Annotated in this window: 14 protein-coding genes and 1 pseudogene; 6 read left to right on the forward strand and 9 right to left on the reverse strand. The window is 44.3% G+C overall.

Annotation, left to right across the window (positions count from 1 at the left end; translation table 11 throughout):
- Nucleotides 1-27 precede the first annotated feature (27 nt).
- Together V6E55_RS23730 and V6E55_RS23735 are read right to left on the reverse strand one after the other, a co-directional pair.
- Nucleotides 28-537, reverse strand: a pseudogene (locus tag V6E55_RS23730) (ArsB/NhaD family transporter); the annotation flags it as partial.
- Between the two features lie 45 nt (nt 538-582).
- On the reverse strand, nt 583-903 hold the full coding sequence (locus V6E55_RS23735) for a transcriptional regulator (RefSeq protein WP_000941305.1): 321 nt from the start codon (nt 901-903) through the stop codon (nt 583-585).
- Nucleotides 904-989: 86 nt separating this feature from the next.
- Here V6E55_RS23735 and arsH point away from each other — a divergent pair, with 86 nt between their 5' ends.
- The gene (gene arsH / locus V6E55_RS23740; RefSeq protein ID WP_000130816.1) at nt 990-1,694 is read left to right on the forward strand and encodes an arsenical resistance protein ArsH; all 705 of its coding nucleotides are present in this window, start codon (nt 990-992) and stop codon (nt 1,692-1,694) included.
- A 32-nt stretch (nt 1,695-1,726) separates the two neighbouring features.
- Here arsH and V6E55_RS23745 read toward each other — a convergent pair whose 3' ends face one another.
- The 6 genes from V6E55_RS23745 to V6E55_RS23770 form a co-directional block, all read right to left on the reverse strand.
- A complete protein-coding gene (locus V6E55_RS23745; protein ID WP_044704760.1) occupies nt 1,727-3,130 on the reverse strand; it encodes an ISNCY family transposase in 1,404 nt (467 codons plus the stop codon).
- Nucleotides 3,131-3,424: 294 nt separating this feature from the next.
- A complete protein-coding gene (locus tag V6E55_RS23750) occupies nt 3,425-4,231 on the reverse strand; it encodes a hypothetical protein (RefSeq protein WP_016239971.1) in 807 nt (268 codons plus the stop codon).
- A 17-nt stretch (nt 4,232-4,248) separates the two neighbouring features.
- Nucleotides 4,249-4,689 carry a hypothetical protein gene (locus V6E55_RS23755; protein WP_016239970.1) on the reverse strand — a complete coding sequence of 147 codons (441 nt, stop codon included), beginning with the start codon at nt 4,687-4,689 and terminating at the stop codon, nt 4,249-4,251.
- Between the two features lie 152 nt (nt 4,690-4,841).
- Complete coding sequence (locus tag V6E55_RS23760) at nt 4,842-6,203, reverse strand: FRG domain-containing protein (protein ID WP_000482601.1); 1,362 nt, start codon at nt 6,201-6,203, stop codon at nt 4,842-4,844.
- A 13-nt stretch (nt 6,204-6,216) separates the two neighbouring features.
- Nucleotides 6,217-7,020, reverse strand: a complete 804-nt coding sequence (locus V6E55_RS23765) for a hypothetical protein (protein WP_000589340.1) — start codon at nt 7,018-7,020, stop codon at nt 6,217-6,219.
- Between the two features lie 58 nt (nt 7,021-7,078).
- Nucleotides 7,079-8,425 (reverse strand): ISNCY-like element ISLad2 family transposase, encoded by a 1,347-nt coding sequence (locus V6E55_RS23770; protein ID WP_076611902.1) that lies wholly within the window; start codon nt 8,423-8,425, stop codon nt 7,079-7,081.
- Between the two features lie 119 nt (nt 8,426-8,544).
- On the opposite strand from V6E55_RS23770, the gene V6E55_RS23775 reads away from it, so the two are divergent.
- From V6E55_RS23775 to V6E55_RS23795, 5 genes are all read left to right on the forward strand, one after another.
- Nucleotides 8,545-10,077 (forward strand): IS3-like element ISKpn38 family transposase, encoded by a 1,533-nt coding sequence (locus tag V6E55_RS23775; RefSeq protein ID WP_015065592.1) that lies wholly within the window; start codon nt 8,545-8,547, stop codon nt 10,075-10,077.
- A 171-nt stretch (nt 10,078-10,248) separates the two neighbouring features.
- The gene (locus V6E55_RS23780) at nt 10,249-10,566 is read left to right on the forward strand and encodes a hypothetical protein (RefSeq protein ID WP_000785965.1); all 318 of its coding nucleotides are present in this window, start codon (nt 10,249-10,251) and stop codon (nt 10,564-10,566) included.
- Nucleotides 10,567-10,588: 22 nt separating this feature from the next.
- Entirely contained in the window at nt 10,589-10,894 is a 306-nt protein-coding gene (locus V6E55_RS23785; protein ID WP_001100610.1) for a hypothetical protein, read from the forward strand.
- Nucleotides 10,895-10,938: 44 nt separating this feature from the next.
- Nucleotides 10,939-11,610, forward strand: coding sequence for a S1 family peptidase (locus V6E55_RS23790; RefSeq protein ID WP_000285959.1), 672 nt, complete (start codon nt 10,939-10,941; stop codon nt 11,608-11,610).
- 457 nt (nt 11,611-12,067) lie between these two features.
- Entirely contained in the window at nt 12,068-12,475 is a 408-nt protein-coding gene (locus V6E55_RS23795) for a hypothetical protein (RefSeq protein ID WP_001371904.1), read from the forward strand.
- A 50-nt stretch (nt 12,476-12,525) separates the two neighbouring features.
- Here the strand turns inward: V6E55_RS23795 and V6E55_RS23800 are convergent.
- Nucleotides 12,526-12,933 (reverse strand): hypothetical protein (locus tag V6E55_RS23800; RefSeq protein WP_247753998.1); only part of this gene is annotated, 408 nt, incomplete at its 5' end.

The raw sequence follows: 12,933 nt of genomic DNA on the forward strand, positions 1-12,933 counted from the left end.
GAAGAAACAGGACGCTCAGATTACAAACAGGCCAGAGTAATTGTCGCGATGCGGACGGGGTAATTGTCGCCTAATAAGTGGCAGGCTTGCCGTGTCAGCGATAAACCCTGCGGCCATGATAAACGCTAAGGTTGCTCCCCGGCTGAATCCCAGCGCCAGCAGCATCGCGATAACGATAGGTGTCAGGATCAGTGCCGCACCGTCGTTGGCAAACAGTGCCGCAACCATCGCACCAAGCAGGACGATCCAGGTGAAGAGCAGCCGCCCCCGGCCATTCCCCCAACGGGCAACGTGCAGCGCGGCCCATTCAAAGAAGCCGGATTCGTCGAGCAGAAGACTGATGATGATCACGGCGATAAAGGTGGCGGTCGCATTCCACACTATCTGCCAGACCACCGGAATATCCCCCAGATGAACGACGCCAGTCAGCAATGCCAGAATTGCGCCCAGTGAGGCACTCCAGCCAATCCCCAGCCCTCTGGGTTGCCAGATAACCAGGACGAGCGTGAATAAAAAGATAGCACCAGCCAGTAACATCAGAAACTCCATTCACATTTGTTTATTCGGATATATATATCGCCATCAGCAGGAGACAGATGCCACGCTACTGAGCTTGTTGCGTATGTTTTCTCGTTCACAGTTCCAGGCTGTATCAATAATACCCGCAGCCCATGCTGGCATGTGTGGCGACAGTCGGTAATGCACCCATTTTCCTTCGCGACGGTCGATGACCAGCTCGGCTTCACGTAAAAGGGCCATATGGCGAGAAATTTTTGGCTGAGACTCTGCGGTTGCCGCACAGATGTCACAGACGCACATTTCACCGGACTCCCTGAGAAGCATCACGATAGTTGAACGGGTCTCGTCGGCGAGCAGTTTAAAAAGCTGAACAGGCTGTAGCATGCTTAACCTCGTAAAAAAATAACAATACATATGGTATTTCATATGTGATAACTTTTAAAGCATAGCTTATGAAATGGAGATTTTTTATGACCGACTTACCAGCAATCGAACCGGCTTATTTTGATGATGCGCTTGCCAGCAAACTTACGGGCAACAACGAAACCATGCCGCGAATTCTCATCCTGTACGGTTCAGTACGAGAGCGGTCCTACAGTCGTTTTGCAGCGGAAGAGGCCGGGCGGTTGCTGGCAAAGATGGGGGCTGAGGTGAAAATATTTAACCCATCCGGTCTGCCGTTACCCGATGATGCGCCCGAAAGTCACCCCAAAGTGCTTGAACTCCGCGAGCTGGTCAGGTGGTGTGACGGAATGGTCTGGAGTTCTCCGGAAAGACATGGCGCCATGAGCTCGGTGATGAAGGCCCAGATTGACTGGATACCCCTGAGTGAAGGTGCTGTTCGTCCTTCCCAGGGTAAAACGCTGGCCGTCATGCAGGTTTGTGGTGGTTCACAGTCGTTTAACACGGTCAATCAGATGCGGATACTTGGCCGCTGGATGCGGATGTTCACCATCCCCAATCAGTCGTCAGTGCCAAAGGCATGGCAGGAATTTGATGATGAAGGGCGCATGAAACCCTCACCCTGGTATGACAGGATTGTCGACGTTACCGAAGAGTTGTTCAAAATGACGTTACTCCTGAAAGGGCACACAGCCTACCTGTCCGACCGCTACAGCGAAAGGAAAGAGAGTCATCAGGAGCTCGCGGCACGGGTCAATCAGGCCAAAATCTGACAGCCAGGCATGCCCGGATGGATTACCGGGCTTTAAATCGGTTTCTTCCCAAATATCTCTTCAGAGCGTGACTGAAGTTTCACCAGGGCATTGAACATATCGTCCTGATCCAGGGAACGCTGGGATTTCTTCGTCGTGGGAGCTTTACGCCTGCGAGAAGGGCCGTCTCCGGATGGTACGGATTGCGACCGGTTATTATCCCGCTCGGCCTGGACCAGCTGCGCCATTTCCAGGGCCCGCCCCAGACGTTTGTTATCCACAATGGCCCCCTGATCGATTTCAGAAAGCTTGTCATAGGTGGAGTAGGGAAGTGATACGCCATTAAGCCGGAGCTCTTTATGTCCATCCGGGTAATGCCAGACATCGATGTATTTACCAATCGCCCGACGACTGAATTCGCTGTCTTCAATCAGATAAAGGACTTTGTCGTATTGCACTGTGAGTGATTTCGACACTTTACGAGCTTCATGCCAGTTAAATACCATATCAAGATCGTCATCGACATCCAGTTCCCGATGAACATCAAACGCCTGGCGAGGCGCTTTTGCGAAACGACGGTTGTAATCGTTCATGAACTCTTCGGCAAATGCGTTCGCAGCTTCCATGGAACTGATGCCCTGGAGCCTGAGCTCCTTGACCAGTCGGTCCTGAAGCGTCAGGTGCGCCCGTTCAACGCGGCCTTTGGCAGCACTGGTTTCTGCACAAATGGTCTGAATGTTCAGTTCATGCATCGCACGGCCAAACTGGGTATCGCCGTCGCCGCCGGTTGCATTTTTATTGTTGATCCTGAATACGCTGGCTTTGTCGCTGTACAGCGCAAGCGGTTTGCCATGTTTTTCAATATAGCCCCGGGTCGCTTCAAAATAGGTGAAAGTAGACTCAGATTTCACGAAAAGAAGCTGCATTAAACGACTGGTTGCGTCATCAACGTAAACCAGTGCCGTACACTTAGGTCCCCGATTTTCAAACCAGTGGTGGTCGCAGCCGTCGATTTGTATGAGTTCACCGGCACAGGCACGGCGGTAACGAGGTTGCTGAATTTTTGGCGCACGTTGCTTACGTGGGACCCACAGACTGGCCTGAGTCATCAGCTTACGGACGGTTTCTTTGGAAAGATGAACACCGTGCACCTCAGACAGTTTTTCACAGGCCAGCGTCGGACCGAAATCGTTATAGCGTTCGCGAATAATGTTCAGCGCGTATGCGGCCAGTCCCTGAGGCAACTGGTTGTTACTGGATTTACCACGACGGCGGCTGGTCATGCCAATCGGACCATCTTCACGATAACGCGCAAGCAGACGACGGCACTGACGGTCGGAGATACCAAGCCGCTGAGCTGCCATTTGTGTTGTCAGACGCCGGTCGATGACATCCTGAATGATTTTGAGTCGGTTAACTTCATCCAATGTGAAAAACTCCGCTGCGAGAGCCGTCATGGTAATCCTTACTTGATTATACACGCCGGACATCTTAACTTAGCCATTATCGGACATTACAACTTTGCTACTACAACTTATGTCAAAGCAAGTTTAAAATGTCACCTCTTTGTGCAAGATAGAAAGGGCACTTTCAGCCTATGTAATCATATTAATGTGACTGCTGCGTTATCCCACTCAACCAATTAATAAAGCAAAAGTTAAATATGAAAGACTGGAATAAAAATATAACGAAAACATCTTAATATGGAAATATCTGTGTCAACGGGATCTTTAGTTATTGAATATCTGGTTCTAAATAGGTTCTACATTCAACGGGAAGGGAAACCAAATATCTATATGTTTTTTATAAATACCATTACGTGGCAAACAACAATCTGCATATTTTTTTAAAGAATCTCCACATGGACAAATATTTTCTGGCGATAATACTCCATCATGTTCTTTCGCCTTAAATCTCCAGGTCGTAATATTGAAAATTTGATGTGGGGATTGTATGTATTTGACAACACTAATTAAAGTTGAATAGTTATAATGATCACCATCATTGGAGAAAAAAACACTACATTTGTTAACGGGATTACTAACTATGTCATAAGTAATTAATTCAAAATCGATCACTTCATCAAAGCAAAGAACTCCATTATAAAGTTTATTTTTAACATGACCACAATCATTAATAAAACTACGGGTTGTATTACATACTGAACATTTCACTTCTTTTATTATTTCACGAGAACTACCGAAGATTTTATATGGGAATAACGCCTGCCAATTACATACCATTCTCGCTAAGAAGTTAACACCATAGAAATTAACCTCAGGCAGAAACTCATTATTTTCTTTAATATGTATTAAATCTATTTCTATCCTTTCAAGTTCTACCCATGCTTCATAAAAATCACCTCTTGTAAGTAAATTAATGACTTGAATATATTTTAAATGGGCTAGTAAAATTGTTTTGTATAAAAACAATCTGTTTGATTCATTATTCAAGCTCAAGGATTGAGCTTTTTTTAACTCAGCATTAAGATAATCAAGAATAGCACTATCTTCTTGAGTAATACACATCCAACGCTTTAACTTTTCGTGAATATTCATAATATCTATATAGATTTTTATTTGATTTTGTTAATTACTTTTAAAACATCGTCTACTTTTCCAGAAACAGTGTATTTCACATGTTTTCCTGATTTATTTTTTTTAATTATAGAGACTTTAACGTCTATATCTCTAGTTCCAAAGTTATCAATTTTTTTCTGAATATAATTTGAAACAAGATTTACTAAAAAAGGTATCATTACTGATGTGGCAAAGAAAGTGCCTAACGCTAACGTTATACTGTTTAATTGCAGGTACGAAACACCATTAGAATCTCCGTACACTTTAACATTAGAATGTGATTGCTTGGTGAACTGGAAAAAATCCAGTGCATTACCTCCAGTAATTTTTGAACTATCAAAAACGATCGCAATCTCATCATCTTGAGGTTCATATGAAGAAATGATTTTTACCTCTTCATCTTCATCACTCATTTCACTCAAAGTAATGGGGTTCATTCTCAACTCCTTGTTTTATATTTTTACATTCAAATTTTACTATACGACTGGTTAATTGCTCCTGTCCAACACACACCAGAGTTCATATGCTTAGCATACAAGGGACCAATGCCAGTAGCGACAGGCTAGTGTGTCAAAAAACCACATGAAGATCAATCTCCTGCGGAAAATTTGGCCGCAATTAGTTTCATTGTCCTTTCCATGCCTTGATAAACTGTCGCATCTGTAATGTTTAACCTTGCGAGTTCCTTAAGTATTCTAGCTTTGTTTCTGATCACTATTTTTTCTACTTTAAACTCTTGCATAGCATCATCAGGGTTTGAAACTAAATCGGGATAAACAGCATTATTCCCAAATAATAAGAATGCACCTGACTGTGATGACATCCTTTCATTATTATTTCTTCCTTTAACGAAAATTAACCTTTCCAAATCTGATGGTATAATTACATCTTTAAAATAAGGTTTTTCATCTTTAATGTAATGTATGAGTTTTTGACAAGCTTCAGTTTTATTGAAAGCCTCCTTGTCCATTTTACAATCCAGCTGATCTTTCAGTGTTTGACTTAGCATTGATATATTTGATATGCAACTTACTGTATCAGAGTCAAAGAATTTTATACGATCCCTTTTTGTTTTGAAAATAATAACATGTCCATCAACCTCATTTGTATTTTCATTATTACTAATGTCGCAACAAGCGAAATACAGAGCGATTAGTGGATTTGATGTTATATCCAACAAACGAGTTGGTAGTCCGTAGTGTTGCATCCTTACTAACTTGTCTAGCATTGTTTTATCATCAACAAACTCAGTTGGCCTTGCTGTTAGGGCTTCACGGACTAAATTTGATTCACTGTGCAAATGCTTGAAGTTACCTTTTTTGTTTTTCCTGAAAACTGATGGAGCCAACTCGTAAGATACATCAGAATGTCCACGATAAAATATTTCTGCATCTTCTTCATGATCTTGTTCTAAAACACGCGCCATGAAACTTTGAACATTATCTATTATTGGGTAGTTATCAACTTCATCAGGAAGTGCTTCAGTAGGAGGAAGTGGTGTACTTCTTGTCGTTATATTTAGAAGTGCTAATGTTTGATTTAAATCACGTGCTTTTATTCCCCAGTGAGTCCGTTTCAGCCCATATGCACCTAATTCTAAAGCTGTTTGATATAACTCTTTGTTTATCACTACGACATCATCTTGTGAGTGAGTGATTCTGAAATCAAACTCAACATTTTTGTTAACTGTTCGTAGATTTGAAATTACACCAAGTCGCAAAGTAATGTATTCAACATTGTCTCGGGAATAAAGTTCTGACATAAAAAGCGTAGGTAATTTCTCAATATAAGATAATGCTTTATCATTCAAAGGCGTTAACTTCAACCGGATGTCATCAGAGGTGCCTTCTAACATACGTGATATAGGAAAATCACAACTCCCACTAACCCGTTCATACATGGGCCAATGTTCAAAATAGTCAGGTTCTCCGCCCATAATTAGATTAAACATTAAAACTAAATCCTTATATTTTACTTAATGAATTATTTACAATCCAATCAATTGCGCCAGAGGTGCGAATCCAAGGCTTTATATTATGATTCACATAATAAATGGCTTCATCCATTCCACCTAACGTGATATATCCACTGTTAGACTTGATCTGTAATCTGCACTTCGATAACAAGCCGGGGATGTGTCTATTAGAATCAATCGCAGCTTTAGCGATATCATCGGCATCCGGGGATGACTGTCGGTAGGCGAGTAGGGCGCGTGTATACTGAAAAAACGAACGCATATCCCCAGGATAATCGTCCAGTAGCAAGGCCAGATCATCCACCATTTCAAGCTCAAGGTAATAGTTCGCTAATAAATGACGAATCCCCTGGTTATCGTTCGGGTTGAGCTTCAGCATTTCGCGGCTATGAGCCATAGCCGGATAAAAATTACCAGACTCCCATAAGGCCTCAGCCAAAGCTGCTTTTGCTCTCATATATGGACGTGTTTCGACAAATCCCCAGAAACGTCCTGCGAACTCCTGAAAATCCTCGCCAAGTGCAATGCTGGCTGCGTACAAAGCAGTCTCCAGCTTCCCGATTTTTGACTCAGGAGGTTCTTGAGATATCTCGCAGTAGAATGAGTATGCGTCAGCACAGAGCGGGGATTTCTTGATAGCTTTTCTGATGAGTTTCAGCACAACTTCCAGGTCATCATTTTCCCAGGCATCGAACATGAACTCCTGAGCCGCAACCAGATCTAGATGTAATTGCTCAGAGCTGACAGCAGTTTTATACAAATCAACGCGCTTTGTAGTCGGGAATTTAATCATCTCAAGTATCCTTTTGGGGACTCACTGTTCCGGTACTTTGCAGCACTGATGGTCGATTCTATCGCTTTGAACTTGCCACAAACAAGCTCGGGTCTGCCAGAACGGGATTGATAGCCCGGAGCTGTTCCTGGATGCGCACCTGAGCCTTACGGCTGGGCGATTTTTTGCTTCGTTCCCGTTTGCCTTCGCTTTCCCGCTCATCCTGTTTTACCTGAGCCAGTCGGAGTACAGTCCCGAGACGTTTGTTATCAACAATCTGCCCCTGGTCGACACAGGCCAGCTTATCAAATGCCTGGCACTTAAGGCTCCGGTGCCCATAGAGGAAGGCGAGGGTGCCATCGGGATAATCCAGTACTTTAATTTTTTCACCGGCAAGACGGCTATTTTCTTCTGTGGTGTCCATGAGATAAAGGATCTTATCGTACTGGAAGGTCAGTGATTTCGACACGGTACGAACATCATGCCAGGCAAAGATGTCTCTTAATTCATCGGGGCTTTCCTGCACCGGACGATGCAAATCTTTGGGGAACTTAGCCGGTCGTGAAAACCGGCTGTTAAAGTCAGCGATGAAAGTGGCAAGCCAGGCATTTGCGGCCTCAATGCCGGTTATACCTTCCAGACGCATTTCTTTGATCAGCCGATCCTGAAGTGTCTGATTCGCACGTTCCACGCGGCCTTTAGCTTCAGAGCTGTTGGCACAAATAAGCTCGATTGCCAGGTCATAAAGCACACGTCCGAACTGGGTAACGGTGGTATTGCGTTTCTCCGGACCACTGACGCGAAATATTGCGTGTTTGTCACTGTACAGCGATACCGGCTTCCCATGCTGCTCGATGTATTCCCGGGTTGCCAGCATGTAGTCAAAGGCTGTTTCTGACTCGCTGAACCGCAAATGCATCAGACGCCCGGTGGCATCATCGATAAAGACCAGCAGGCAGCATTTTGGCGCACGGCCTTCAAACCAGTCATGGTGGGAGCCGTCGATCTGGATAAGTTCACCCAGACAATCACGCCGATGTCGGGGTTGATAAACCCGTGACTTACGGCGAGCATGCGGGACCCAGAGTCCGTCAGACGTCATCCAGTTGCGGACGGTCTCGATTGAAAGCCGGATATTATGGCGCTCTCTGAGTTTTTCTGCGGCCAGTGTGGGCCCAAAGTCACTGTAGTTTTCACGTATCAGCGTGAGTACTCGTAGTTTGAGAGATTCGGTCAACCGGCGGTTGCTGGGCTGGCCGCGTTTGCGGCTGACAAGTCCTTCAGCACCAGAAACTCGGTAACGATTGATAAGTCGTTGCGCCTGACGTTCTGAAATGCCAAGCTGTGATGCTGCATCACGACGGCGTAGACGCTTTTCACAAACTGCCTGTATCACCGGTAGGCGGTGGATCTCTTTATCTGACATGGTCACCAACATGCGTTGAGCCCCTTAGAATTGCATTCAGTTTAGCTTACTCTAAGGTGACGTTTCTATCTGGATAAAAGGAAGTGCGGACAAATTCCTGGACCTTCAGGAGTTAATTTATGCATTCATACGAGGACCGGATTCGGGCCGTCGAACTCTATTACCGGTACGGAAAGAAAGCCTCCGTTGTCGTCATGGAGCTGGGATATCCTTCCACAAAACAGCTGGGCCGTTGGGTTCGGATTTATGAAGAGAAGGGCGATTTACCCAGGGAATTAAAACCAAGAGAACGCTATTCACGTACACAGAAAATTGCTGCTGTTGAGCATTATCTTACTCACGGTGGTTGCCTGTCGTACACTCGCCGAGCCATCGGCTACCCCAGTAACGAAATTCTAAAGCGCTGGATTGAAGAGTTTTACCCAAATGCGCGTCCCCTGGTCATTCGCTCAGGCACAAGCAAATGCTTCAGCCCGGAAGAGAGGTCTCAGGCCGTCCGGGAGCTCTGTAACCGACGTGGAACCGCGCGTAAAGTTGCACAAAGCATAGGCGTCAGCGTCCCGGTCCTGTACAAATGGAAGAAAGACCTTATCAGTGACGAGGCTTATCAATCCATGCGCAAACGAAAGGCAGCCCCTCAGGATAAAAATCAGGATGCTTTACTCGGTGAAATCCAGCGTCTCAGGAAGCAGGTTCATCAGCTGCAGCTCGAACGTGACATACTGACAAAGGCGAATGAACTGATAAAAAAAGATCTGGGCGTCAGCTTTCTGAAACTGAAAAACAGGGAGAAAACCCTGATAGTTGATGCCCTTAAGAAAAAGTACCCCGTTGCTGAGTTGCTAAGCGTTCTGCAACTTGCCCGCAGCTGTTATTTTTACCACAAAGCCAGCAAACGTCTGTACGATAAGTATGCGGAAATACGCGTGATCATGGCCGATATCTTTGAGGAGAATTACCGCTGTTACGGCTACCGGCGCCTTCACGCGATGCTTCGCAGTAACAACAGAGTTATTTCTGAAAAGGTTGTCCGCAGACTGATGGCAGAAGAGCAGCTCGTTGTTAAGCGCACCAGGCGACGACGATATAACTCTTACTGTGGCGAAATCGGTCCGGCACCGGAAAATTTACTCGCCCGGGATTTTAGTTCCTGCAGGCCAAATGAGAAGTGGCTGACCGATATTACGGAGTTCCAGCTTCCGGCTGGAAAAGTCTATCTGTCGCCGGTTATCGACTGCTTTGATGGCCAGGTTGTAAGCTGGTCGATAGGAACACGCCCGGACGCGACGCTGGTGAATACGATGCTCGATGACGCACTCGATACGCTCAGCGAACATGATAAACCGGTGATACACAGCGATCGTGGTGGCCATTACCGGTGGCCGGGCTGGCTTGAGCGTATCAACACCTCCGGACTTATAAGGTCCATGTCGCGCAAAGGATGCTCGTCGGATAATGCTGCGTGTGAAGGCTTCTTCGGGCGTATCAAAAACGAAATGTTCTATGGCAGAGACTGGGCGGGTATCACGCTGGAAAAATTTATCTGCTTCCTGGACAGGTACATACGCTGGTATAATGAGAAACGTATCAAGCTATCATTAGGTGCAATGAGTCCTGTGAAGTACCGGCAGCATCTTGGGATCACAACATAACAGTCCAGGAAAACATCCGCAGCCCCAAAAGTGACATTACTAAATGGTTCTAACAACTTAAGTGCGCATAATCAGGATTATGTAAGATCAGCGTTAAGTAGTCGATTTATTTGAAAGTGACGTCGTCTTTAAGTTAAAATCACCTATAATCAATACCTACTGGAGCAGCTCATGGCTGACACCTACCTCCCCCCGGGCTTTAAAAAATGCAAATCATGTCAGCAAGTTAAACCCTTTGAACAGTTTGGAAAAGAGCTCAAGGGCAAGTTTGGCCTCAAGAGTAAATGCCGAGCGTGTATTAGCGAGAAAAACAAAACGTACGCAGCAGGCCCAGGGGCCGAAGTAAAGACGCAAAATAATAGGACCTACCAGGCAGAAAACAAGACTGAGCTCGCGGAGAAAATGCGCGTTAAGCGTGCGAAAGAAAAATTTGGTGATCGCTATAATTCCTACCTCGCTTCTTTAGAGTCCATGAAAAAACTCAAATAATGTAATCGCCAACGGAGGAATAATGAATGTACATCTGAAATATGATACGATAAAGCACTATCACTTTGATTGGCTAACGCCTGCTGGCGACTATCCTAATTCAGCGGTTATGCTCGTAGGTTTCCGTGATGGGCGCTGGATTATTGTTCAAGAGTTCGGAAATGATTATAGCTGCTTCGAGGGCGTTCTGAAGAATGGTGATGATCTTAATACGGAGCCTAAATTCTATTCCGACTTAGAAAGCGTAGCGGTTGCTGCTTTTGGCATGATGAAGCAGATATATCCCCAGTACCAAGATAGCACGTTAGAAGAATTCCTCGCTGGATAAAATATTCTAGAAACCAAACTCGCCTTATTCGAAGGAAACTGACTATGTATAGAAAGGTTTTAGCTCTTTCAGCCTTACTGATTTCTGCTTGTTCCACCGATAATCCTCATAAACAAAGTATGCACCACAATGATTTTGAGCTTTCGGACTCAGCTGTAAAAATTCAAATCAAGTCTGGAAATAAGACAATCTCCGGCTCAGGTACTTGGATCGATGAACAACATATTCTTACAGCTTCACATTTATGGCTTGATGCAAGCAAGGATTATAGTCTAAGTATAATAACAAGGAATGGGAGCCAACCAGCAACAGTTATCAATATTGATGATCCTAAGAACCGGGACCTCGCTCTTTTAAAAGTAGAAAAAAATACTATTGTCAAAGCCCCACCTAATTGGAAGCTTCCAGTATGTGATAATGTTCTAGCTCCAGGTGAGTCTGTTTGGGTTCTATCGGGAATGTATAATACGCTTTCAAATACGTATGCTTCCCCCGACTCAACCTACTATTATAAAGGAATAGTTGGTTCTGATGGTTTGACTGCTTTTTATCAAAATGGAGTTAGTGGAAGCGCTGTGTTAAACCAATCTAAGAGTTGCTTATATGGTGTTGTGAGTCAACAAGACATTAAAAAGATCAATGTCTATCAGATATATATTACGAAGATTACTACAAATGAAATTATACGCGGATTCATAGGTTATAAAAATAATTAAATGAGCGTAATCTTACAACAGGCAATTCCGACGTTATCTGCGTTGGTCTACCTATCTGAACCTTTAAAAGGAACGTCTATCATGTATAAACTTTTACCCGCAATACTAGTCTTTCTTTCGGTGTTCCTTGGACTAATCGCTCTACTCAGTGCTATCAAAAATGGTTCTGATGAATTGGCGGTATTCCTCATTACACTTTCGGCGTGGTTCGCTGCTTTAAGTAAGTTTTATTCACTTAAACTGTATAAAAATAGTTAGCCTGTGAATCCAAATACAGTTGACAAGTATCCAGCACTGCCCCCGTGATTTATTCAGGTTAGAAGCATTCCCGGAGTGCAGGCTGGGATTAGAAAAGTTACTTTTCTTACGATGTACCAACCAATAGGGCACGACTTATCGTAATGCCTAATTACATATTACCTGTTTAAGTCGATCTAATAATTTCATTGGAGCAGACATGTCCCCGGAATTGGTATCAGGCATTGCACGAGTGGCGCATGAAAAGCTACTTTCAGTTTTGACGGAGTGCGGCACAAAGAAGACGAAAGGCACATGCCTTTTTGCAAGCTATCTTGTATGTTATTTAGCAAAAACTAAAGGTCTAGATGCTGTTGTTCGTGGGGGTAACGGTGCAGATGATGGCGGTATATTTACAGAGAGTGGTGGCTTTGGCCATTATTGGTGTGAATTGAACTTCGAAGAAGTGCAATATTATATTGACATCACTTCCGAGCAGTTTGGGTTTCATCCATACATAGTGAAACGCGTCAACGATATAACAGGATGGCCACGATATATTCCTGGTGATCAGGAAACGGTCGATAGTCATTTAGAACAATTATTACGCGACGGCTATACAGAATAGGCTGCGTATACACTATCGCAGCCTTTCAGGCTCTTAACCCTTGTGACCAGTTAACGGAACCACTCAGGATGACGCTGCCGATCAACGTTGATAACCTGCGAATTAAATTCAACGACATCCGCTGGAGTAAGCATTAATTCATCAGGATTTACAATAAATGGTCTTAAAACCACTTCGCCACCGTCTTCTTTTGCACCGTAGATATTAATAAGAAAGTGCAGTCGTTGATTTCCGTCAGCATTGCGTTGCCATTCTCTAAAAGTCAAAGTCTGTTTAATATAGTTTGTTAAAAGAAATGCGAATTCAGATTCTTCCGTTTGTGAGATACCGTTTTTGTTAGACATTTTTTTTAGTATCTTTCCGAGCATGGATACACAGGCATCTAGGGAAGGTGCGAATAAGCAGGTCATTTCTTCCCAAGCTGACTCGCTGATTAAAATTTCGCGGATCTGGGCCGA

Source organism: Enterobacter sp. 342, from assembly GCF_036663495.1.
Classification (GTDB): domain Bacteria; phylum Pseudomonadota; class Gammaproteobacteria; order Enterobacterales; family Enterobacteriaceae; genus Enterobacter.